Annotated in this window: 18 protein-coding genes; 13 read left to right on the plus strand and 5 right to left on the minus strand. The window is 60.2% G+C overall.

The annotated features are described in order from the left end of the window. Nucleotides 1-394: 394 nt before the first annotated feature. The 11 genes from urtA (at nucleotide 395) to ureC (ending at nucleotide 10,646) form a co-directional block, all read left to right on the plus strand. The gene (urtA, locus tag AC1RPZ_RS27055) at nucleotides 395-1,660 is read left to right on the plus strand and encodes an urea ABC transporter substrate-binding protein (RefSeq protein ID WP_493140935.1); all 1,266 of its coding nucleotides are present in this window, start codon (nucleotides 395-397) and stop codon (nucleotides 1,658-1,660) included. Between the two features lie 161 nt (nucleotides 1,661-1,821). After that, nucleotides 1,822-3,324 (plus strand): urea ABC transporter permease subunit UrtB, encoded by a 1,503-nt coding sequence (gene urtB / locus AC1RPZ_RS27060; protein WP_493140937.1) that lies wholly within the window; start codon nucleotides 1,822-1,824, stop codon nucleotides 3,322-3,324. Continuing rightward, on the plus strand, nucleotides 3,324-4,403 hold the full coding sequence (gene urtC / locus AC1RPZ_RS27065) for an urea ABC transporter permease subunit UrtC (RefSeq protein WP_493140939.1): 1,080 nt from the start codon (nucleotides 3,324-3,326) through the stop codon (nucleotides 4,401-4,403). Before urtB ends, urtC begins: the two co-directional genes overlap by 1 nt. Then, nucleotides 4,400-5,269: an urea ABC transporter ATP-binding protein UrtD gene (gene urtD / locus AC1RPZ_RS27070; protein ID WP_493140941.1), complete on the plus strand. Its 870-nt coding sequence runs from the start codon at nucleotides 4,400-4,402 to the stop codon at nucleotides 5,267-5,269. The genes urtC and urtD overlap by 4 nt, the downstream gene beginning before the upstream one ends. A 130-nt stretch (nucleotides 5,270-5,399) precedes the next feature. Further along, nucleotides 5,400-6,098 carry an urea ABC transporter ATP-binding subunit UrtE gene (gene urtE / locus AC1RPZ_RS27075; RefSeq protein WP_493140943.1) on the plus strand — a complete coding sequence of 233 codons (699 nt, stop codon included), beginning with the start codon at nucleotides 5,400-5,402 and terminating at the stop codon, nucleotides 6,096-6,098. A gap of 30 nt (nucleotides 6,099-6,128) precedes the next feature. Next, nucleotides 6,129-6,968, plus strand: a complete 840-nt coding sequence (locus AC1RPZ_RS27080) for an urease accessory protein UreD (protein ID WP_493140945.1) — start codon at nucleotides 6,129-6,131, stop codon at nucleotides 6,966-6,968. 137 nt (nucleotides 6,969-7,105) lie between these two features. Beyond that, nucleotides 7,106-7,408 (plus strand): urease subunit gamma, encoded by a 303-nt coding sequence (ureA, locus tag AC1RPZ_RS27085; protein WP_003221215.1) that lies wholly within the window; start codon nucleotides 7,106-7,108, stop codon nucleotides 7,406-7,408. 9 nt (nucleotides 7,409-7,417) lie between these two features. Then, the gene (locus AC1RPZ_RS27090; RefSeq protein WP_493140946.1) at nucleotides 7,418-7,951 is read left to right on the plus strand and encodes a GNAT family N-acetyltransferase; all 534 of its coding nucleotides are present in this window, start codon (nucleotides 7,418-7,420) and stop codon (nucleotides 7,949-7,951) included. Between the two features lie 6 nt (nucleotides 7,952-7,957). Further along, nucleotides 7,958-8,491 carry a GNAT family N-acetyltransferase gene (locus AC1RPZ_RS27095; protein WP_493140948.1) on the plus strand — a complete coding sequence of 178 codons (534 nt, stop codon included), beginning with the start codon at nucleotides 7,958-7,960 and terminating at the stop codon, nucleotides 8,489-8,491. Further along, nucleotides 8,488-8,796, plus strand: a complete 309-nt coding sequence (locus tag AC1RPZ_RS27100; RefSeq protein ID WP_493140950.1) for an urease subunit beta — start codon at nucleotides 8,488-8,490, stop codon at nucleotides 8,794-8,796. Before AC1RPZ_RS27095 ends, AC1RPZ_RS27100 begins: the two co-directional genes overlap by 4 nt. Nucleotides 8,797-8,945: 149 nt before the next feature. After that, nucleotides 8,946-10,646 (plus strand): urease subunit alpha, encoded by a 1,701-nt coding sequence (ureC, locus tag AC1RPZ_RS27105; RefSeq protein WP_493140952.1) that lies wholly within the window; start codon nucleotides 8,946-8,948, stop codon nucleotides 10,644-10,646. A gap of 63 nt (nucleotides 10,647-10,709) precedes the next feature. Here ureC and AC1RPZ_RS27110 read toward each other — a convergent pair whose 3' ends face one another. Next, the gene (locus AC1RPZ_RS27110; RefSeq protein ID WP_493140953.1) at nucleotides 10,710-15,818 is read right to left on the minus strand and encodes an NEL-type E3 ubiquitin ligase domain-containing protein; all 5,109 of its coding nucleotides are present in this window, start codon (nucleotides 15,816-15,818) and stop codon (nucleotides 10,710-10,712) included. Nucleotides 15,819-16,235: 417 nt separating this feature from the next. On the opposite strand from AC1RPZ_RS27110, the gene AC1RPZ_RS27115 reads away from it, so the two are divergent. Beyond that, nucleotides 16,236-17,375 carry a sensor histidine kinase gene (locus AC1RPZ_RS27115; protein ID WP_493140955.1) on the plus strand — a complete coding sequence of 380 codons (1,140 nt, stop codon included), beginning with the start codon at nucleotides 16,236-16,238 and terminating at the stop codon, nucleotides 17,373-17,375. A 20-nt stretch (nucleotides 17,376-17,395) separates the two neighbouring features. Here AC1RPZ_RS27115 and AC1RPZ_RS27120 read toward each other — a convergent pair whose 3' ends face one another. Together AC1RPZ_RS27120 and AC1RPZ_RS27125 are read right to left on the minus strand one after the other, a co-directional pair. Further along, entirely contained in the window at nucleotides 17,396-17,701 is a 306-nt protein-coding gene (locus AC1RPZ_RS27120; RefSeq protein ID WP_493140957.1) for a chaperone modulator CbpM, read from the minus strand. Nucleotides 17,702-17,726: 25 nt separating this feature from the next. Next, complete coding sequence (locus AC1RPZ_RS27125) at nucleotides 17,727-18,677, minus strand: DnaJ C-terminal domain-containing protein (protein WP_493140959.1); 951 nt, start codon at nucleotides 18,675-18,677, stop codon at nucleotides 17,727-17,729. A gap of 204 nt (nucleotides 18,678-18,881) precedes the next feature. On the opposite strand from AC1RPZ_RS27125, the gene AC1RPZ_RS27130 reads away from it, so the two are divergent. Beyond that, nucleotides 18,882-20,156, plus strand: coding sequence for an Hsp70 family protein (locus AC1RPZ_RS27130; RefSeq protein ID WP_493140961.1), 1,275 nt, complete (start codon nucleotides 18,882-18,884; stop codon nucleotides 20,154-20,156). A 144-nt stretch (nucleotides 20,157-20,300) separates the two neighbouring features. Here AC1RPZ_RS27130 and AC1RPZ_RS27135 read toward each other — a convergent pair whose 3' ends face one another. Both AC1RPZ_RS27135 and AC1RPZ_RS27140 read right to left on the minus strand, forming a co-directional pair. Next, on the minus strand, nucleotides 20,301-21,314 hold the full coding sequence (locus AC1RPZ_RS27135) for an AI-2E family transporter (protein WP_493140963.1): 1,014 nt from the start codon (nucleotides 21,312-21,314) through the stop codon (nucleotides 20,301-20,303). 203 nt (nucleotides 21,315-21,517) lie between these two features. Further along, entirely contained in the window at nucleotides 21,518-21,823 is a 306-nt protein-coding gene (locus AC1RPZ_RS27140; RefSeq protein ID WP_123423734.1) for a PsiF family protein, read from the minus strand. Nucleotides 21,824-21,831: the final 8 nt, after the last annotated feature.

Here is a 21,831-nt window from a genome sequence, read left to right on the forward strand (position 1 = left end):
GGGCCGGTTTTTTCTTGGTCGGCATACATGCACCTCTGCAACATGTTATGCCCGAACACAAAATTTATGACAGTCCCACAGCAGCCATCGGCGGCCTGTTCTTCATCGGCCTGATGCGCCGCCGCTAAACCCCACCACTATCAACTGTGGGAGCGAGCAAGCTCGCTCCCACAGTTGATTGGGGTAACCCCGAACTACTCAGCGCCCTAATCTGGCGCGCCTCGACGCACCAACGCGCCAGACACGTTCCTTCATGGTGCGTCACCAAACCACGCAACCGCTCTAACACGACATTTCCTTGCCTTTCTCCGACCGGGCACAGCCCTTGCTAAAGACCCTTCAGTCGTCCGCATCTGCCAACCAAGAAAATTCATAAGTTCATGGAGATCGCACAATGAAGCGTCGCAGTTTGATCAAGGCTTTCACACTATCGGCAAGCATTGCCGCGATGGGCATGACCTGGAGCGTCCAGGCCGCCGAGACCATCAAGGTCGGGATCCTGCATTCGCTGTCAGGGACCATGGCGATCTCCGAAACCTCGCTCAAAGACATGGCGCTGATGACCATCGACGAGATCAACGCCAAGGGTGGGGTCAACGGCAAGATGCTCGAACCGGTGGTGGTCGACCCGGCATCGAACTGGCCGCTGTTCGCGGAAAAGGGCCGGCAGTTGCTGACCCAGGACAAGGTTGCGGTGGTGTTCGGCTGCTGGACTTCGGTGTCGCGTAAATCGGTACTGCCGGTGTTCGAAGAGCTCAACGGTCTGCTGTTTTACCCGGTGCAGTACGAAGGCGAAGAGATGTCGCCGAACGTCTTCTACACCGGCGCCGCGCCGAACCAGCAGGCGATCCCGGCAGTGGAATACCTGATGAGCGAAGAAGGCGGCAGCGCCAAGCGCTACTTCCTGCTCGGCACCGACTACGTCTACCCGCGCACCACCAACAAAATCCTGCGTTCGTTCCTGCACTCCAAAGGCGTGGCCGACAAGGACATCGAAGAGGTCTACACGCCGTTCGGTCACAGCGACTATCAAACCATCGTCGCCAACATCAAAAAGTTCTCGGCCGGCGGCAAGACGGCGGTCATTTCCACGGTCAACGGCGACTCCAACGTGCCGTTCTATAAAGAACTGGCCAACCAGGGCCTGAAAGCTACCGACGTACCGGTCGTGGCCTTCTCGGTGGGCGAAGAGGAACTGCGCGGCATCGACACCAAACCGCTGGTGGGCAACCTCGCCGCGTGGAACTACTTCGAATCGGTGGAAAACCCGGTGAACCAGAAGTTCGTCGCCGACTGGAAAGCCTACGCCAAAAAACACAACCTGCCGGGCGCGGATAAAGCGGTGACCAACGACCCGATGGAAGCCACCTACGTCGGCATCCACATGTGGGCGCAGGCCGCGGAGAAAGCCAAATCCACTGATGTCGACAAGGTCCGTGAAGCCTTGGCTGGCCAGACCTTCGCCGCGCCGTCGGGCTACACCCTGACCATGGACAAGACCAACCACCACCTGCACAAGCCGGTGATGATCGGCGAGATCCAGGCGAACGGTCAGTTCAACGTGGTATGGCAGACCGAAGGCCCGATCCGCGCCCAGCCGTGGAGCCCGTTCATACCGGGTAACGACAAGAAGCCGGAATATGCGGTGAAGAGCAACTAAGCCACTGGATGTCGTGCCCGAGCACGGAGCTCAGGGCTGGCATAACTCCTGTGGGAGCGAGCTTGCTCGCGATGACGGTTTATCAATCAACATCAATGTTGCCTGGCCCACCGCTATCGCGAGCAAGCTCGCTCCCACATTGACCGCGTAAGGCCAATGACATGCCCACTGCCCTTTACCGTCTGTTTCTCGCCCTGGCACTGCTGTTGCCGATGGCCGCCCACGCCGGGGACGCCGAAGACTTCGTCGCGGCCAATCCCGTGCAGCAAGCCAAGTTGTTGGAAACCTGGGCCGCGCAGCCCGTGCCGGCTCGCATCGAACTGATCAACGCCCTGCAACAGGGAACGCTGACCGTCGACGGCGAAACCAAAACCCTGCGCCTGAACAACCGCCTGCGGGGTTTGATCGACACTGCGCTGGCCAGTCATCAACTGCTCGCCGCTGACAGCAAACTGCGTTTGAGCGCCGCACAACAACTGCAAAAAAGCGCAAAACCTGCGCAGCTTGCATTCCTCGACCAGCAACTCGCCACTGAAAAAGATGAAGCCGTTCACGCTGCCCTGAGCCTCGCGCTGGCCAACCTGCAACTGGTGGACAGTGACCCGACCGTGCGCCTGGCGGCCGTGCGCTTGCTCGGTGAAACCGGCGACCCACTGGCCCGCACCCGCCTCGAAGGCTTGCTCCAACCCGGCGTCGAAGCCGATGCCTCGGTGCACACGGCGGCTGAAACCAGCCTGGCCCAGGTTAAACGCAAACTGCTGGTCGGTGAGTTGCTCGGCCAGGCCTTCAGCGGCATGTCCCTGGGATCGATCCTGCTGTTGGCGGCCCTCGGTCTGGCGATCACTTTCGGCCTGCTCGGGGTGATCAATATGGCCCATGGCGAGATGCTGATGCTCGGTGCCTACTCCACGTATGTGGTGCAGTTGCTGTTCCAGCGCTTCTTGCCGCAAGCCATCGAGTTCTACCCGCTGGTGGCGTTGCCGGTGGCGTTTTTTGTCACCGCCGGCATCGGCATGGCGCTGGAGCGCACGGTGATTCGCCACCTCTACGGCCGGCCGCTGGAAACCCTGCTGGCCACCTGGGGTATCAGCCTGATGCTGATTCAGCTGGTCCGACTGCTGTTCGGTGCGCAAAACGTCGAAGTGGCAAACCCGGCCTGGCTCTCGGGCGGGATTCAGGTACTGCCCAATCTGGTACTGCCATACAACCGCATCGTGATCATCGCCTTCGCCCTGTTTGTGGTGGTGCTGACCTGGCTGCTGCTGAACAAGACCCGCCTCGGCTTGAACGTGCGCGCGGTCACCCAGAACCGCAACATGGCGGCCTGCTGTGGCGTACCCACCGGGCGCGTCGACATGCTCGCCTTTGGGCTCGGCTCGGGCATCGCCGGCCTGGGTGGCGTAGCCCTGAGTCAAGTCGGCAACGTCGGCCCGGATCTGGGCCAGAGCTACATCATCGATTCGTTCCTGGTGGTGGTGCTCGGCGGCGTTGGCCAACTGGCCGGCAGCGTGCTCGCCGCGTTCGGCCTGGGGATCGCCAACAAGATTCTTGAACCGCAAATCGGTGCCGTACTTGGCAAGATCCTGATCCTCGCGCTGATCATTCTGTTCATTCAGAAACGCCCGCAAGGACTCTTCGCACTGAAAGGACGGGTAATCGACTGATGAACCAGCCCCTGATGCTCACAGCCACGCAAAAAGCCGGCCCCAAAGTCACGATTGCCATTGGCGCAGTGATCCTCGCGCTGCTGCTGGCCTTGCCGCTGCTTTCGCTGTTGTCGCCGGACAATCCGCTGCACGTTTCCGCCTACACCCTGACGCTGGTCGGCAAAATTCTCTGCTACGCCATCGTCGCCCTGGCGCTGGATCTGGTCTGGGGTTACGCCGGTTTGCTTTCGCTCGGCCATGGCCTGTTCTTCGCCCTCGGCGGTTACGCGATGGGCATGTACCTGATGCGCCAGGCTTCAGGCGATGGCCTGCCGGCATTCATGACCTTCCTCTCGTGGACCGAACTGCCGTGGTACTGGACCGGCACCAGCAGCTTTATCTGGGCGATGTGCCTGGTGGTGTTGGCGCCGGGTTTGCTGGCGCTGGTGTTCGGTTTCTTTGCCTTCCGCTCGCGGATCAAGGGCGTGTATTTCTCGATCATGACTCAGGCCCTGACCTTCGCCGGGATGTTGCTGTTTTTCCGCAACGAGACCGGGTTTGGCGGCAACAACGGCTTCACCAATTTCCGCACGATTCTGGGGTTCGGCATCACCGAGCCGGGCACTCGCGCGGTGCTGTTCGTCGCCACCGTGCTGTTGCTGGTGGCGAGCCTGTTCATCGGCTGGCGCCTGGCACAAAGCAAGTTCGGCCGGGTATTGACTGCACTGCGTGATGCGGAAAACCGGCTGATGTTCTGCGGTTACGACCCACGCGGTTTCAAGCTGTTTGTCTGGGTCTTGAGCGCGGTGTTGTGCGGTCTGGCCGGTGCGCTGTATGTGCCGCAAGTCGGCATCATCAACCCCAGCGAAATGTCGCCGACCAACTCCATCGAAGCCGCCGTGTGGGTCGCACTCGGCGGGCGCGGCACGTTGATCGGGCCGTTGCTCGGGGCGGGCGTGGTCAATGGCATGAAGAGCTGGTTCACCGTGGCGTTCCCCGAATACTGGCTGTTCTTCCTCGGCGCGCTGTTTATCGTCGTGACCCTGTACCTGCCCAAAGGCGTGATCGGTCTGCTGAAGAAAAGGGCAGAACAATGAGAATCACACCGACAGCCGAGTTCATGCTCGAGCCGGTCTTTTTTCCACCGGAGCCCAACAACGACGCCGGCAGCAGCCGCGATGCGATCGGTCTGGGGCAACGCGTCGAAAAAGGCCTGAACACCCGCCATGGCACGATCCTCACGCTTGAAGACATCAGCGTCAGTTTCGATGGTTTCAAGGCACTCAATGCGCTGAATCTGTATATCGGCGTCGGCGAACTGCGCTGCATCATCGGCCCCAACGGCGCCGGCAAAACCACGTTGATGGACGTGATCACCGGCAAGACCCGGCCCAGCCATGGCAAGGCCTGGTTCGGTGAAACCCTGGACCTGACGCAAATGAGCGAAGTGCAGATCGCCCAGGCCGGGATTGGTCGCAAGTTCCAGAAGCCGACCGTGTTTGAAGCCTTGAGCGTGTTTGAAAACCTCGAACTGGCACAGAAAACCGACAAATCGGTGTGGGCCAGTCTGCGGGCGAAACTTAATGGCGAACAAACAGACCGGATCTGCGAGGTACTGGAAACCATTCGCCTGACCAGTTCGGTCAATCGCCCGGCCGGCTTGCTGTCACACGGGCAAAAGCAGTTTCTGGAAATCGGCATGTTGCTGATGCAAGACCCACAATTGCTGCTGCTCGATGAGCCGGTGGCGGGCATGACCGACGCTGAAACCGAATTCACCGCCGAGCTGTTCAAAAGCCTGGCCGGCAAGCATTCGCTGATGGTGGTGGAGCACGACATGGGTTTCGTCGGCTCGATTGCCGACCACGTCACGGTGCTGCACCAGGGCAGCGTACTGGCCGAAGGGTCGCTGGAACAGGTGCAGGATAACGAGCGGGTGATCGAGGTGTATTTAGGTCGATAGCCCCCGCCCTGTAGGAGCTGCCGCAGGCTGCGATCTTTTGATCTTGTTTTTGTTCTGAACAGATCGCAGCCTCGTTTCACTCGACAGCTCCTACAAGAGCGGGACCGTGTTGAACACAAGGAATTTGAACATGCTGCAAGTCGACAAGCTGCACCAGTACTACGGCGGTAGCCACATTCTGCGGGGCCTGAGCTTTGAGGTGAAGGTCGGTGAAGTCACCTGCCTGCTCGGGCGCAACGGTGTCGGCAAGACCACCCTGCTCAAATGCCTGATGGGTCTGTTGCCCGCCAAAGAAGGCGCAGTGAACTGGGAAGGCAAACCGATCACCTCGTTCAAACCGCATCAACGGGTTCACGCCGGCATCGCTTACGTGCCACAAGGCCGGGAGATTTTCGGGCGGCTGACGGTGGAAGAAAACCTGCTGATGGGCCTGTCACGTTTTCCGGGCTCGGAGGCCAGGGAAGTCCCGGCGTTCATCTACGAGCTGTTCCCGGTGTTGCTGCAAATGAAGCAGCGGCGCGGTGGCGATCTGTCGGGCGGTCAGCAGCAACAGTTGGCCATTGGCCGCGCACTGGCCAGTCGGCCGCGCTTGCTGATCCTCGATGAGCCCACCGAAGGTATTCAGCCGTCGGTGATCAAGGAGATTGGCGCGGTGATCAAAAAGCTCGCAGCCCGTGGCGACATGGCGATTCTGCTGGTCGAGCAATTCTATGATTTCGCCGCCGAGCTGGCCGATCACTACCTGGTGATGTCCAGGGGCGAGATCGTCCAGCAAGGACGCGGAGAAAATATGGAGGCCGAGGGTGTGCGCGGGCTGGTTACGATCTAGTCTGAAGCGTCCTGACGATCATTAGAAACTATGAATTTACCTGTCTTCACTGCCCTGTTTACCCCTAGCTGGCACGCTGAGCTGGAGCTCGGCTACGCCCGATTCGGCGACAGCACGCGCCCGGTCCTGCGCCGGCACAAGGGTCCGCTGCGGGTGCAAAAGCACCTGTACGCCGAAGGCCCCGAGGTGTGCCAGCACATCATCGTCCACCCGCCGGGTGGAATTGCCGGCGGTGATCGATTGGCGATTACGGCCTGCGTCGGTGCAGACGCCTGGGCGCAGCTGACCAGCCCCGGTGCTGCCAAGTGGTATCGCGCCGCCGGGCCGGCCTACCAGCAGCTCGACTTGAACGTCGCGGCCGGCGCCACGCTGGAGTGGCTACCGCAAGAAACCATTGTCTTCAGCGCCGCCCAGGCTGAGCTCAGCACGTCTATTGAACTGCAAGGTGACGCGCGGTTGTTCTATTGGGACGTCGTGGCGCTGGGTCGTCCGGCCAGCGGCGAACGTTTCGAGCATGGGCACTTTCAATCGCAATTGGAAATCCGCCGCGACGGCCAGTTGCTCTGGCACGAACGCCAGCGCATTGTCGGGAATGACGGTTTGCTTGATTCGCCGATAGGGCTGGACGGTCAGCCGGTGTTTGCGACGTTGCTGGTGACGGGTGAAGTCGATAGCGAATTGCTGGAGGCCTGCCGTTCGTTGCCCAATGACGTACGGGGTGATCTGACTCAGTTGCCGGGGTTGTTAGTCGCCCGGTGCCTGGCCAGTGAGGCCTTGTTGGCTCGCGGTTGGTTGATCGATTTATGGAAACTGCTGCGCCCGGCGTTGCTCGGCCGCGAAGCAGTCTCACCAAGAATATGGAGCACCTGAACACACATACCCGTAGGAGCTGCCGCAGGCTGCGATCTTTTGATCTTCTTGCGACGCGACAGACAAAGGTCAAAAGATCGCAGCCTGCGGCAGCTCCTACGGATAGCGTTTACAACACGATTTGATATGGACTTTACATGGACCTGACCCCACGCGAAAAAGACAAGCTGCTGATCTTCACCGCCGGCCTCGTGGCCGAGCGGCGTTTGGCGCGCGGCGTGAAACTCAACTACCCGGAAGCCATGGCCTATATTTCCGCGGCGCTGCTCGAAGGCGCGCGTGACGGCCAGACGGTGGCCGAACTGATGCACTACGGCACCACCCTGCTCAGCCGCGAACAGGTAATGGAAGGCATCCCGGAAATGATCCCGGAGATCCAGGTCGAGGCGACCTTTCCCGACGGCACCAAACTGGTCACCGTCCACCAACCCATCGTCTGAGGCCGCGCCATGACTTATCACATCCGTGATGCGCTGCACGCCGACCTGCCGGCGATTCGCGACATCTACAACGACGCGGTCCTCAATACGACAGCGATCTGGAACGAACAGGCCGTGGACCTCGGTAACCGCCAGGCCTGGTTCAGCGCCCGGCAATCCCAGGGTTATCCTGTACTGGTAATCGTCGACGCCGACAACAGCGTGCTCGGCTACGCCTCGTTCGGCGACTGGCGGCCGTTCGATGGTTTCCGCCACACCGTTGAACATTCGGTGTACGTGCGCAACGATCAACGCGGCAATGGCCTCGGCCCACAGCTGATGAGCGCGCTGATCGAGCGGGCCAGGGACTGCAACAAACACGTGATGGTCGCCGCCATCGAAAGCGCTAACGCCGCCTCGATTCGCCTGCACGAACGGTCCGGTTTCATCACCACCGGGCACATGCCGCAAGTGGGCACCAAGTTCGGCCGCTGGCTCGACCTGACCTTCATGCAACTGACCCTAAACCCGGGCGCGGAGCCGCCTGTCACCCACAAGGAGTGATACACCATGAACACTGCCCAACTGCGACGCGTGAACGCCGAAAGCTTTGCGCACTATCGTCTGGGGTTGATCGATTTGCTGTTTGACGCGGTGCAACACGGCGCCTCGATCGGCTTCATGGCCGACATCGATGACGCCCAGGCCCGCGCCTACATCAACAGTGTGCAGGCTGGCCTTGAGGACGGCAGCCTGTTGCTGTGGGTGGTGGTTCAGGATGAAAAGGTCCTGGCCAGCGTACAACTGGGCCTGTGCCAGAAAGCCAACGGGCGCAATCGTGCCGAAGTGCAAAAACTGCAAGTGCTGCACAAAGCGCGGCGACGTGGCCTTGCTCAGCAACTGATGGATGCCCTGGAGCTTACCGCGCGCCAGTACAATCGTGGCCTGCTGTACCTCGACACCGAAGCCGGCTCAGCGGCCGAAGCGTTCTATCAGTCTCTGGGCTACACCCGTGTCGGTGAACTGCCGAACTACTGCCAAAGCCCGGACGGTCGCTACACCCCGACCGCCATCTACTACAAGACGTTGGGACAACCCGAATGATTCCTGGCGAATATCAGATCCAGCCCGGCGACATCGAGCTCAACGCCGGCCGTCGCACCCTGAGCCTGACCGTGGCCAACAGCGGCGACCGGCCGATTCAGGTGGGCTCGCATTACCATTTTTTCGAAACCAACGACGCCCTGACCTTCGACCGTGCCGCCAGCCGTGGCATGCGCCTGAACATCCCGGCCGGCACCGCCGTGCGCTTCGAGCCGGGACAGCGCCGCGAGGTCGAGCTGGTAGACCTGGCCGGGCACCGCCGGGTGTTCGGGTTTGCCGGCAGGATCATGGGCGACCTGGACTGAAGCGCACCCAAAAGATCGCAGCCTGCGGCAGCTCCTACGCCGGTCGCATTCAACGCGATCTCGTGTGAACACCCCGTAGGAGCTGCCGAAGGCTGCGATAGCGAGCTAAGCGAGCGGTCCCAAACACAATTGAATCTCAAGGCGAACGAATGAAGATTTCCCGTCAAGCCTACGCCGACATGTTCGGCCCCACCGTCGGTGACAAGGTCCGCCTGGCCGACACCGAACTGTGGATCGAAGTCGAAAAGGACTTCACCACCTACGGCGAAGAAGTGAAATTCGGCGGCGGAAAAGTCATCCGTGACGGCCAGGGCCAAAGCCAATTGCTCGCCGCCGAGGTGGTCGACACGCTGATCACCAATGCGCTGATCATCGACCACTGGGGCATCGTCAAAGCCGACGTCGGCCTCAAGGACGGGCGCATTGCGGCCATCGGCAAGGCCGGCAACCCGGATATCCAGCCAAACGTGACTATCGCGGTTGGCGCCAGCACCGAAGTGATCGCCGGCGAAGGCATGATCCTCACCGCTGGCGGCATCGACACGCACATCCACTTCATCTGCCCGCAGCAGATCGAAGAAGCGCTGATGAGCGGCGTCACCACCATGATCGGCGGCGGCACGGGACCGGCGACGGGCACCAACGCTACCACCTGTACCTCAGGCCCGTGGCACCTGGCGCGGATGCTTCAGGCCGCCGACGCCTTCCCGATGAACATCGGCCTTACCGGCAAGGGCAACGCCAGCCTGCCGGAGCCGTTGATCGAACAGGTCAAGGCCGGCGCCATCGGCCTAAAATTGCACGAAGATTGGGGCACCACGCCGGCGAGCATCGACAACTGCCTGAACGTCGCCGACCAGTTCGACGTGCAGGTGGCGATCCACACCGACACCCTTAACGAATCGGGTTTCGTCGAAACTACCCTCGCCGCCTTCAAGGGTCGGACCATCCACACCTATCACACCGAAGGGGCCGGTGGCGGCCACGCGCCGGACATCATCAAGGCCTGCGGTTTCGCCAACGTGCTGCCGAGTTCGACCAACCCGACCCGGCCGTTCACCCGCAACACCATCGACGAACACCTCGACATGCTGATGGTCTGCCACCACCTGGACCCAAGCATTGCCGAAGACGTGGCCTTCGCCGAAAGCCGCATTCGCCGCGAAACCATCGCCGCCGAAGACATCCTCCACGACCTCGGCGCATTCTCGATGATCAGCTCCGACAGCCAGGCCATGGGCCGCGTCGGCGAAGTCATCACGCGCACCTGGCAGACCGCCGACAAGATGAAAAAACAGCGCGGCCCGCTGGCCGGTGATGGCGAAGGTAACGACAACTTCCGCGCCAAACGCTACATCGCCAAATACACCATCAACCCGGCGATCACTCACGGCATCAGCCACGAAGTGGGCTCCATCGAAGTCGGTAAATGGGCCGATCTGGTGCTTTGGCGTCCAGCGTTTTTCGGCGTCAAACCGACGTTGATCCTCAAGGGTGGCGCCATCGCGGCCAGCCTGATGGGCGACGCCAACGCTTCGATTCCGACGCCGCAACCGGTGCACTACCGGCCGATGTTCGCCAGTTATGGTGGCTCGCTGCACGCCACCAGCCTGACCTTCATCAGCCAGGCGGCTCAGGAGGCAGGCCTTGCCGAAGCGCTGGGTCTGAAAAAGAAAATCGCTGTGGTCAAAGGTTGTCGCAACGTGCAGAAAACCGACCTGATCCACAACGACTACCTGCCGAACATCGACGTCGATCCACAGACCTATCAGGTCAAGGCCGACGGCGTGTTGCTGTGGTGCGAACCGGCGGATGTGCTGCCGATGGCGCAGCGGTATTTTCTGTTCTGAGTCTGTTAGCAGCACAAAGAAAAAGGCCTCGATGCCAGAACGCATCGAGGCCTGAGTCGCGGCTTACATCGAGAAGTCCGGGTCAATCGTGAAGGGAATTTCAACCCGCTGCAGACGGGCTCGGTCAATGGCTTGCTGAGTCAGCGTGCTCATCAGCGCCTTCATCTGCTCATCAATCAGATTCAACGCTTGCACGTATTGATCGTCGTTCATGCTGCGCCCGTCAGCGAACTCGTCTGGCCGATGGCCCAGTTCTTGCGCCAGCGTGCTTACTTCTGCCTCCAGCCGGGTCTTTTGCGCCTCGGGAAGCTCAGCGCCCTCAGCTCGTCGTTGCAAGGCGTCCTGTAATTCGGTGGTCGCGTCGACTCGCCGTTTGAAGGCGTTGAGTTCCTCTGAGTACGACGCCTCCAGCCAGTCTTTCCAGAACGATTGCTTGAGGATTTGCTCGCGCAGCAGGTCGCCCTCTTCAAGCGCCATGACCCGCTCAAAGGCCGCGTCGATCATCTCTTTCGTCACCCCGGCGATCGCCCTGAACTGCATACCCCGGGCCTGCCACGGCAAATCCAGACGCTCGGCCAGGTCCGTCATGTATGCCAGGTGCACTTCAACCTCGTCGATGGTCCCGATGACATTGCCCTCGGCGTCAAGGCGCCGGAACCGCTCACCCGCCGCTAACCGCGTGGCGACTCGCTGGCGGGCGATGGCCCCGAGTTCATCGAGACGGGACTTGCCTCTGGCCAGCTCGATCAGGTGCAACTCGACCAGATCCTTGCGAAGCAAGCCATAAGCTTCATGGAGCAACACCTGCACCCCCATGGCATTGAACAACTGTGTACCGCCATCCACGCATTCGGTAGGTGTCGCGGCCTCGCTGAACAGTTTGGCCCGCAATTCGCTGTTCTCGGCCATGGCCTCCAGCATGCGCCAGACCTTGGCGGTCAGGTCCGCCTGATAAGTGCCGCCGGCCGTGAAGTCGGCCGAATGGGTGAGTTTTCTGATTTCATTGAAGAAGGCTTCGGAGTGGAACTCGTCTTCCACCGCATTCCATACGTCCTGCCTGACATTCCACTGTTGATCGGACATACCCTGCGCCCATTCAGAGCTGTCCAGCGTCCCTCTGGGAGGATACGAGCGCTCGGGGTCCAGACCGACCGACTCGATGTAAAGCCTGAGGGAGTTCAGGTTATCCGCCGGTAGCCATTGCGGCTCGCGACTCAGCAGTGTGCGAGCCAACAGTTCTGCCCGAAACGAGCCGGGAGCGACCTCCGGTATGCGACTGATGAGGTTGCGCCGCAGGTTCAGGAGCATGCTGCGCGGGCGCGGTTGGGAAAAGAGCCCTACGGGCCAGCTGTCGATTCCCGTTTCTTCCAGCATCAGCACCTGCAAATGCGGCATCCGGCTGATATCGGGCATTAACAACAGCGGATTGCCGCTCAACGACAGGGCTCTAATGCGTGTCAGGTTTCTCAGACGGGCAACCGCACCGTGGGTCAGCTCGATTCTGTTGTCACTGAGCACCAGGTCGGTGAGGTAGCGCATATCACCGATGACCGTTGGAAAACGATTCAACAGGTTGCCCGCCAGATTCAAGTAGCGCACCCGATCAAACGACTCGAGGAATTGTGTCTGAGTACTGAGCATGTCGGTATCGCGCATGCTCAAACGGGTCACATGGTCAAAGTTCGCGGTCAACCTCGGCATGTTCGCAAGGTGCCGGTTCATGGGGAGGTTATCCAGAACCAGCGCCTGGGGCGAGATGACACCAGGCACCTCGATCCCTCTTGGCCCGGTTCGCTGCCAGCATTGCCTGATCGCCGTGTAGAGCCGGTTTCTCGATTGCCACTCAACCACACCCGCCGGACTGAAGCGAAAAGCGATGGTCGGCGAGTTCATCCAGCCTTGCAGTGTCCGGTTCAACTGATTGAATTCTGACTCCAGTGCGCTCAGGCGCACATGGGCCGAACCACCGTTCTGGCTGAACCCCGTCAGCAACGTCTCGATCTGCGCTTCGCTGAAACCCGGATAGAGCGAACCCGCCCGGCGACGCAGCTGCGACCAGTCCAGCGTGTGCTGCGCATACCCTGGCATGCCACCACGCAGACGCATGATCTGCGGATCGTAAGCGGGTTTGCGGATGGGGTTTTCCCGCAGAACCGGCTCAAGCAGGTGACGGGCCAACGGCTGGGCTTGTACCGCTTTTTCAAGCCGTGGCGCCTCATGGATCTCAAACCCCAGCGCCGCACGTTGTGTGTCGGGCAAGGCATGCAGTACAGCGGCATAAAGATTGTCCGCGCCGTGCAGGTGCTGATCGAGGTCGTCGCGAGCCTGGTATTGCCCATCCTCGCCGACAATCAGCACCTTGCGGATCGGCGCGTCGAGCGGCCCGATGCTGTCGTGTAACGTGCCTTCAAATGAATACTCACGAATCTCTATACGCACATCCACTGGCCAGCCCGCCAGAGTTTCCAGCGAGTGCAGCGCCAGCCGGGGGGTGTCGGCGTTATAGAGGTCTTCGAGGTAAAGCCCTTCATAGGCGCGTGTCAGCCGCACATGCCGTTCGGCCTCCTCGGCTCGTCGAGCCATGGTCAACGGTATGCGCCTTTTCTCGGTCATGTGTTGCAAGTCCGCAGGCTCGGCAGGGTGCAGCAGCTCTTCGGCCATACTGGTCGACAGCGCGGAGTAGTCACGCTTGAGCAGATTCACCAGTGGGTTCGCCGAACGTTCGCGAGCCGAGTACAACTGATCGAAAATCCACCGATTGCGTTTTTGCGCTTGCCGGGCCAATTGCGTTCGCAAGGCCTCGACATGTGCCCGTCGATCACCTGACATCCACTGACCGATCACCTCGCGCACGTCTTGTTCATCGAGAAACTGCACGACACGCTCGGGCAGATCCCCTGCAATGAGTTGCTCCCGGGTCATCTTCAACGTGTCCACGGGTGAAGCCTGTGCATAGCCCTCCTTGATCGACGGCCCCGAGAAATCCGCCTGATCGAAGACCTCGATAGCCTTGCCCTCGGGCCATCCCGGCAACTCGGTCATGAACCGGGGTAGAAAACCGGCCCACTGTTCGCTGACCTGATCGGTGAGGATCCGCTCAGCGCACGCCTGCGCATCGGCATACGTCTTGAAACGCCTGACGGTATCGGCCAGTGCGGCGGGCGGTGTTTCTTGCTCCACCAGCATCCTGCGCAGAGCGCCCTCGGGCACACCGCTCACGGTATGGACCTGCATCAGCGTCTCATCGGAAAACCCATCCACCGATGGCCCGAGTCGCCGTAAAAGCCTCCGTGTTTCCCACTCCAGCGGGCGATCGAGTTCAGTCTTCCAGCTGCCGACGCCGTTGTGCTCCAACCGCGGTTGATAAGCCTGCGGTCGACGAGGGTGCACCAGGCGATGCTCACCGCTGTTCGGGTCCTGAATGACCCCATAGTGCTTGCCGTCAAGACGCAGCAGGTCCCGCCCTTCATGCTGGTAAACGCCGATGGAGTCGGCTTGCGCATCTGCCGGCAGGACGGTCGGTTGCTCATAGGGGCCAAGGTCCGGGCGCCAGAGTTGTTGCTTGCCGTTGACCTCCACCGGTTTGAGGTTGTCGATCAACGGTGAACGCGTGAGCGGTCTCACCGCGCCCTTGGGCAACACATGCCCTGCCCCCATCAAGGTCAGTTGCGCGAAGTTGAGCAGCACCCCGGTGAAATGTGCTGACGCCTGCTCCCTGTCTCCCAGGCTCCAGTCTTCGATGCCCTCCACCACCTCCGCCAGCATCTGCGCGACCATCACCCCCAACATGGCTTCGCCCAATCCGGGCACCAGCATCGCCGCGAAATTGAAGACGTTCCAGCCAATGTCCAGATAACTGGTCAGGCGTTTGAAACGGCTGGTCGCGTCTTCATCGTCGGTCGGCACCGCAATGCGCCGGGCATCGGCGAGGGCCTTGGCAAGCCGCTCACGATAAAACGTGTTCCACAGATCGCCCTCGATGAGGTTGGTGACAGGTTCAGCGTGCGGGTTCTCGATCGCCGTCTCCCGCCACCAGGGCCCCATATCCAAGGGCTCGCGTTGCTGCCAGGTGAAGGTCTTGAGACGCTCATTGACCCGCGCAAAAAAAACGCCCTTGTCTTTCTGAGCCACGAAGCGGCTGAAGAACGCCTGGTACTCGGTTGAGCGCAACTGACTGATCAGCGCGTTCATTAAATCGCTGAAGGAGTCGTACTCTTTGAGTGGGTGTTGCGGATCATCGGGAATATAAACAATCAACTTGCCGCTTAAACGGCTCTGTCGATAGATGTCGTCCTTGCGCAGCATCTGCTCGGTGACTGCTTGCGAGCCGTTCTCAAAAAATGCATTGATCAACTGATACTGTTCATACGCCTGTCCGGGCAAGAACGGCACGCGTTGCGAGAGGTCTAGCCAGGGTTTCAATGCTTCAGGGGTCAGCTCATCGACCGCGCGCTTGAGCGCTGTCGGATCAGCCAGCGCACTGAACAGCACAACACCGGTCAACCGGAATCCCATCAACGACAATCGGTGACTGAGCAGCGGCCGGCCATAAAAGTCGATGCCCGGTCTACCGTCACGTATTTGCAGCAGGCGACCATAGCCGTAACTCGTGATATCCCCCTTGAGCAGTGCCGTCAGTGCCGCCACACTGAACGCCGCTTTTTCACTGGCCACGGCCTGTCGCGCCAGCGTTTCACGGGCTGACCGCTCGGCTGGCGCCAGGGCGGACTCGAGGTGATTCTGGTAGCAGCGCCCGAGATCCAGTTTCCGGCACAGGGCAGCGAACTGGCCAACCGTCACCGGCTCCTGATGCAGCCCCCCTTGCACATCCGTGGTGTACAGACCGGAGCCACTGCGAAAGGCGTCTTCATGGGTTTCCGGCGCTTCGAAGTTATGCAAGGCGGCCTCCAGCAACGTGGAGTGCCGCACGCGGCTGGCCCCCGTGTCGATACCGAAGATCAGGGTGTCGGGCACATAGAGGTGCAAGCGGGTGGCGTGGACATCGAACTCAATACCGTACTCATCCTTAAGCGCTTGTTTGAGCAAGGGCTCGGCAAACGCGTTGATGTCCTGTTGCACGTTGCCCAGTGTCTGATCCAGCGCTCCTTGCAATCGCCAACGTTCGTCGATGAGGTCCTTGAGAAACTGACGATCTATTTCTCTGGCCTTCAAATACCATTCCGGCACAGAGGGTTGCAGGGACGTCAGGGTCGCCAGCCGTGAGGCGGGAGCCGTGCGAATAGCCGATGGAATGGCTTGGGTTATACGCTCGAAATGAGGCCCTTTATTATGGGTGACTGATCCATCAGCCCTTATATCTATTCCTTGATCATCCAACATATTTCAACAGCCTTTAGAAGCACAATAAGTTCTAACAGCCTAAGCAATCCCTTAGAAAGTTAAAGAGCAAAAACTTGTTTATATATGCATTAAAAACCCAAATAAATATTTATTATCAGCGCGTTAAAACTATATAAATACCACCATACTGACAAACAAACGCCTGCGCCTGGATCAGCTGTCGAGTTGACACGATCCCCCTGACGCCAAGCGACGACACACCGCCTCCATCGTTCGGGATCCACGGTCATGCGCCTCGCCGAATTCATCGTGGTACATGTCGACCGTATCGTCGATGAATGGGAACAGTTCGCCCAATCCATTGCCCCCGAACCTGAATCCATGGACCGGACGCTCTTGCGCGACCACGCCAGGTCGATCCTGCTGGCCGCTTCCCGTGACATGACGACCGCCCAGACCGCCCGTGAACAAGCGGCCAAGGCCAGGGGCGAAGGCCCGGAAAAAACCCCAAGCCTGGACAAGGCCGCGGCCAGCCATGGCGAGCTTCGGCATAACGTGGGGTTTGATCTGGTACAGATGACCTCTGAGTTCCGCCATTTGCGGGCCAGCGTGATTCGCCTGTGGGTCAACAGCCTGGAGTCGTCGGACATGGCGTACTTGCAGGACATGATCCGTTTCAACGAAGCCATCGACGAAGCCCTGGCCGAGTCCACTGCGGCCTACGCCGAGCAGGTCAATCGCTCACGGGACATCTTCCTGGCCATTCTGGGCCACGACCTGCGCACGCCTTTGCAGGCGGTGAACATGTCCACCGAGATGCTGCTACGCAAAGCCAAACTGGACGGCGACGCCCAACTCTATGTGACCAGTATCAGGAGCAGCACCCGGCACATGGCGGCGATGGTCAGCGACTTGCTGGAACTGGTGCGCAATCGCTTGGGCAGCAGCCTGCCGATCGAACCGGCACCGATGGACCTGGCTGCGGCAGCAAAAGCTGCGCTGGACGAAGCCGGCGCCGGGCAGCCGGACTGCCATTCACTACTGAAGGTCGAAGGGGACACTCACGGTGTCTGGGACCGTGCACGTATCGGCCAACTGCTGCAAAACCTCGTCGGCAATGCCTTGCAGCACGGCGCTGATCACCGCCCTGTGACCCTGAGCATCATGGGAGAAAACGACCAGGTGACGCTGACCATGCACAACCACGGCGAGCCGATTCCCGCCGACGCACTGCCGACGATTTTCGACCCGCTGGTGCGCAGCGCCAGCGAAGCACTCGCCGGCCCTTCCACCAGCCTCGGGTTGGGTTTGTTCATCGTCAAACAGGTAGTGGACGCACATCAGGGCACGATCGAGGTCCGCTCGAGCGAGACCGAGGGCACGACGTTCAGCGTGGTGTTGCCGAGGGTGTCGCGGGTGGTTTTGTAGCCACTGGTGTCGATATTCGACTACTCGCCCACCAACCGCCCCAACCGCTGCCTGAGCATCCGGTTTTCGGCGCGCAGTTGCTGCACTTCTTCGAGCAGGTCAAGCGCCAGGGCGACGCCTTCCCATTCCAGTTCCAGGTCACGGCGTAACTTGGCGGCGCGCTTGGCGACCGCCAGTTCATCGTCGTTGAAACGCCAATCCTTGGGCAGCGCGCCCTGAGGTTCGAGGATGCCGTGCTCGACGATTTCGATCACGTAGACGTCCGACAAATCGGTCGCCTCACAGAATTCTGCCATGTCCAGTTGAACGATCAGGGGACTGCTCATTGTCAGTTACTCCAGGGTTCGAGGATCAAAAATGCTCCCGCGGATTAAAAGCGGCTTTCTTCGCCAGCTCCTGCCACAACGCTTTGACGTCATCATCGCTGTGTTTCGGCATCACGGCCTTGAGTTGCACAAACAGGTAGCCGCGCTGGCCGGCCTTGTTCAGCAAGCCGTGGCCCTTGGCGCGCATGCGCTGGCCGTTCTGGCTGCCCGCCGGAACCTTGAGGTTGATCTTGCCGGTCAGGGTCGGCACCGCGACTTCCGCGCCCAGCGCCAATTCCCACGGGGCCAGCGGCAAGGTGATGATCAGGTTTTCACCTTCAACGTCGAATTTGGGGTGCGGCGCAAACCGAATGGTCAGGTACAGGTCGCCATTCGCGCCGCCACCGACACCCGGAGCCCCCTGGCCCTTGAGCCGAATGCGCTCACCATCGCTGACACCCGCCGGAATCTTCACATTCAGACTCTTGCTGGTATTGCTGACGTGCTGACCGGCGGCGTTGTGCTGCGGCACCTGGAAACTGATCTTTTTCGATTCGGTCGACAGGGTTTCTTCCAGAAAAACCGCTAATTCCATTTCCACGTCTTGCCCTCGACGACCAGCACTGCGGCCAGACTGTCCACCCCCGAAACCCGGGCCACGGTTACCGAAGATCGAACTGAAGAAGTCCGAAAAATCACCGCCATCCTGTCCACCGCCAAAACCACCGGCACCGCCACGCCGCTGCCAACCCGGCGGGCCCTGGAACGGTTGGCCGTGCTGGCCATATTTGCGCAAGTCGTCGTATTCGGCGCGCTTGTCGGCGCTTTTCAGCGCTTCATAGGCTTCCGAGGCGTCCTTGAACTTGGCCTCGGCGTCCTTTTCCTTGCTGACGTCGGGGTGGTATTTGCGCGCCAGCTTGCGATAGGCGGCCTTGATCGCCTTATCGTCAGCGGTCGGCTCCACACCGAGAATCTTGTAATAGTCTTTGAAGTCCATCGAGGGAATCACCATCCGTTATCGATATCGCGCAGCCAGACACAGCATGCACTGATTGGCTGCCAAGCCATGCCTGTAAGTTTGGGGGACAAGGATAGTCTTTCAAGTGAGCGATGACCTTGAATTTAGCAGATAGCCGGCCTTCGATTCTGCGCCGCACTGACATACACTGCGCGGCCGTTTTTTAACCGGAACTCGACAGACATGAAAAACGCATCTCCGGCCCGTGCCTGCGGTATCGACTTCGGCACGTCCAACTCCACTGTCGGCTGGCTGCGCCCTGGCATGGAAACGCTGATCGCGCTGGAGGACGACAAGATCACCCTGCCGTCGGTGGTCTTCTTCAACATGGAAGAACGCCGCCCGGTGTACGGCCGGCTGGCGCTGCACGAGTACCTGGAAGGCTACGAAGGCCGCTTGATGCGCTCGCTCAAGAGCCTGCTGGGTTCCAAGCTGATCAAGCACGACACCAGCGTTCTCGGCACGGCGATGCCGTTCAAGGACCTGCTCGGGCTGTTCATCGGCCAGTTGAAGCAGCGTGCCGAGACCGCCGCCGGTCGAGAATTCGAAGAAGTGGTGCTGGGGCGTCCGGTGTTTTTCGTCGATGACGATGAAATGGCCGACCAGGAAGCCGAAAACACCCTGGTGGACGTGGCCCGCGCCATCGGATTCAAGGACGTCTCGTTCCAGTACGAGCCGATTGCCGCGGCGTTCGACTATGAGTCGACCATCGAAAAGGAAGAGCTGGTACTGATCGTCGACATTGGCGGTGGTACATCGGACTTCTCTCTGGTGCGCCTGTCCCCTGAGCGACGCAGCCACGATAACCGTCACGACGACATCCTCGCCACCGGCGGCGTGCATATCGGCGGGACCGATTTCGACAAGCAACTGAGCCTACAGGGCCTGATGCCGCTGTTCGGCTACGGCAGCCGGATGAAGAGCGGCGCCTACATGCCCACCAGCCACCACATGAACCTGGCGACCTGGCACACCATCAACTCGGTGTACTCGCAGAAGTCGACCCTGGCCCTGGGCAGCATGCGCTACGACATCGAAGACACCGGCGGCATCGACCGTTTGTTCAAGCTGATCGACCAACGCGCCGGGCACTGGCTAGCGATGGAAGTGGAAGAAACCAAGATCCAGCTGACCCACGCTGACAGTCGCCACGTGCCGCTGGACCGGATCGAGCCGGGTTTGAGCGTGGAACTGAGCCGGGCGCTGTTCGAGTCGGCCATCGACAACCTGCTGGAGCGGGTGCGCAACAGCGTGACCCAATTGCTCAACGACGCCAATGTGCGCGTCGATCAGGTGGATACGGTGTTCTTCACCGGGGGTTCGAGCGGGATTCCAGCGCTGCGTAACAGCGTGTCGGCGATGTTGCCGAATGCGCAGCATGTGGAAGGGAACATCTTCGGCAGTATCGGCAGCGGGTTGGCGATCGAGGCCATGAAGCGTTACGGCACTCAGGTCTGATCTGAGGTCAGCGGCGCCCTCATCGCGAGCAAGCTCGCTCCCACATTGGATCTGCCGTGAACACACTATTTGTGAACACCACCGACCTACTGTGGGAGCGAGCTTGCTCGCGATGGGGCCATGTCAGGCAGTACATCTGCCAGATCAAACCATCCCGATCTGCTTCAACTCGCTCTTCAGATACGCGTAATAAATCGGCCCCGCCACCACGCCCGGCAGGCCGAACGCGGCTTCGAACACCAGCATTGCCAGCAGCAACTCCCAGGACTTGGCACTGATCTGCCCGCCGACGATCCGCGCGTTGAGGAAGTATTCCAGCTTGTGGATAAAGATCAGATAACCCAGCGCCGCCACCGCAACCCAGATCGACAGCGATAAGCCGACGATGGTGATCAGCGTGTTGGACATCAGGTTACCGATCACCGGCAACAGCCCGAGCAGGAAGGTCAGCACGATCAGGGTTTTGGTCAGCGGCAGCTGGACGCCGAACAGCGGCAGGAGCACCGCCAGGAAGATCCCGGTGAAGAAGGTGTTGAGCAGGGAAATCTTGATCTGTGCAAAGACGATATTTCGAAACGCTTGAACCAGCAGGTGTAAACGGTCGAACAGCGCGGCCGCCAAGGGTTTGCGTTGAGTCAGATCAGGAACGCGCTGCAAAGCGATGATCGCCCCCAGCACCATGCCGATCAGTAACGTGACGAACATGTGCGCCGCGTCTTTGCCGACCAGTTGCAGGTCACTCAGGTGCTTGCTCAGCCACTCGCCGATGGCCACACGAAATTCAGCAGCGCTGGCGGGCAGATAAGCATCAATGAACGGTGGCAACTGGCCGCGTGCCTTATCGACCACCAGCATGAATTTGTCCAGGGAAGCCCCGGGGTTTTCCGCTTCATGCAGCAGAAAACTGATAGCGCCGGCAAAAATCAGCGCCAGTACGCTGACCACCAGGGTGCCAAGCAAAGCCACGGCCAGCCAGCGTGCGCGCCGTCCTTCGATAAGCCGTTGCAACTGCGGGGTGAGCATGTTGACCAGTTCGAATACCAGCAACCCGGCCAGCAGACTGGGCAACAGTCGCAGTGGTATCACCAGCAGCAACCCACCAAAAATGATCACCCAACTGACCAACAGCAACACGTGACGCTGAGAAAACGTTGGCATACAGCCTCAAAACAAACGGCGTTAAAGGATTGGCAGTCTGCCAGCCTTCGGGCATTGATGCGAGCAAACACACTCCCAATGGAGCAGCAATTCTCCTGTGGGAGCGAGCCTGCTCGCGATTCAGGCAACACGGTATGACTGCCGATCGCGGTGATGCCATCGCGAGCAGGCTCCCACACTTGACCGTGTTCTACCCGGACTGCTTATTTTTTCTTCAGGCAATCGCTCATGAAGGTTTTACGCGCATCGCCTTTAAGCGCCTGGGTGGTGGCGGTGGCGTTGCAGGTTTTCATCTTTTCTTGTTGAGGCGTCATCGGTTTGGCTGCTTCTGCTGCCGGCGCGGCTTTCAGGCAGGTACTCATAAAGGTTTTGCGCTCATCACCCTTGAGGGCTTTCGCGGTAGCGTCGGCATTGCAGGTGGTCATTTTGTTCTGCTGGGCAGTGGCGGCAAAGCCCTGGGAACAGAGCAGCAAGCCGATCATCAACAAAGGGATACGCAGCATCTTCATGGAGTTTT

Source organism: Pseudomonas sp. GW822-FHT02D10, from assembly GCF_058802345.1.

Coding starts and splice junctions, on each gene's coding strand:
- urtA (WP_493140935.1), top strand. CDS start 395: ATGAAGCGTCGCAGTTTGATCAAGGCTTTCACACTATCGGCAAGCATT.
- urtB (WP_493140937.1), top strand. CDS start 1,822: ATGCCCACTGCCCTTTACCGTCTGTTTCTCGCCCTGGCACTGCTGTTG.
- urtC (WP_493140939.1), top strand. CDS start 3,324: ATGAACCAGCCCCTGATGCTCACAGCCACGCAAAAAGCCGGCCCCAAA.
- urtD (WP_493140941.1), top strand. CDS start 4,400: ATGAGAATCACACCGACAGCCGAGTTCATGCTCGAGCCGGTCTTTTTT.
- urtE (WP_493140943.1), top strand. CDS start 5,400: ATGCTGCAAGTCGACAAGCTGCACCAGTACTACGGCGGTAGCCACATT.
- AC1RPZ_RS27080 (WP_493140945.1), top strand. CDS start 6,129: ATGAATTTACCTGTCTTCACTGCCCTGTTTACCCCTAGCTGGCACGCT.
- ureA (WP_003221215.1), top strand. CDS start 7,106: ATGGACCTGACCCCACGCGAAAAAGACAAGCTGCTGATCTTCACCGCC.
- AC1RPZ_RS27090 (WP_493140946.1), top strand. CDS start 7,418: ATGACTTATCACATCCGTGATGCGCTGCACGCCGACCTGCCGGCGATT.
- AC1RPZ_RS27095 (WP_493140948.1), top strand. CDS start 7,958: ATGAACACTGCCCAACTGCGACGCGTGAACGCCGAAAGCTTTGCGCAC.
- AC1RPZ_RS27100 (WP_493140950.1), top strand. CDS start 8,488: ATGATTCCTGGCGAATATCAGATCCAGCCCGGCGACATCGAGCTCAAC.
- ureC (WP_493140952.1), top strand. CDS start 8,946: ATGAAGATTTCCCGTCAAGCCTACGCCGACATGTTCGGCCCCACCGTC.
- AC1RPZ_RS27115 (WP_493140955.1), top strand. CDS start 16,236: ATGCGCCTCGCCGAATTCATCGTGGTACATGTCGACCGTATCGTCGAT.
- AC1RPZ_RS27120 (WP_493140957.1), bottom strand. CDS start 17,701: ATGAGCAGTCCCCTGATCGTTCAACTGGACATGGCAGAATTCTGTGAG.
- AC1RPZ_RS27125 (WP_493140959.1), bottom strand. CDS start 18,677: ATGGACTTCAAAGACTATTACAAGATTCTCGGTGTGGAGCCGACCGCT.
- AC1RPZ_RS27130 (WP_493140961.1), top strand. CDS start 18,882: ATGAAAAACGCATCTCCGGCCCGTGCCTGCGGTATCGACTTCGGCACG.
- AC1RPZ_RS27135 (WP_493140963.1), bottom strand. CDS start 21,314: ATGCCAACGTTTTCTCAGCGTCACGTGTTGCTGTTGGTCAGTTGGGTG.
- AC1RPZ_RS27140 (WP_123423734.1), bottom strand. CDS start 21,823: ATGAAGATGCTGCGTATCCCTTTGTTGATGATCGGCTTGCTGCTCTGT.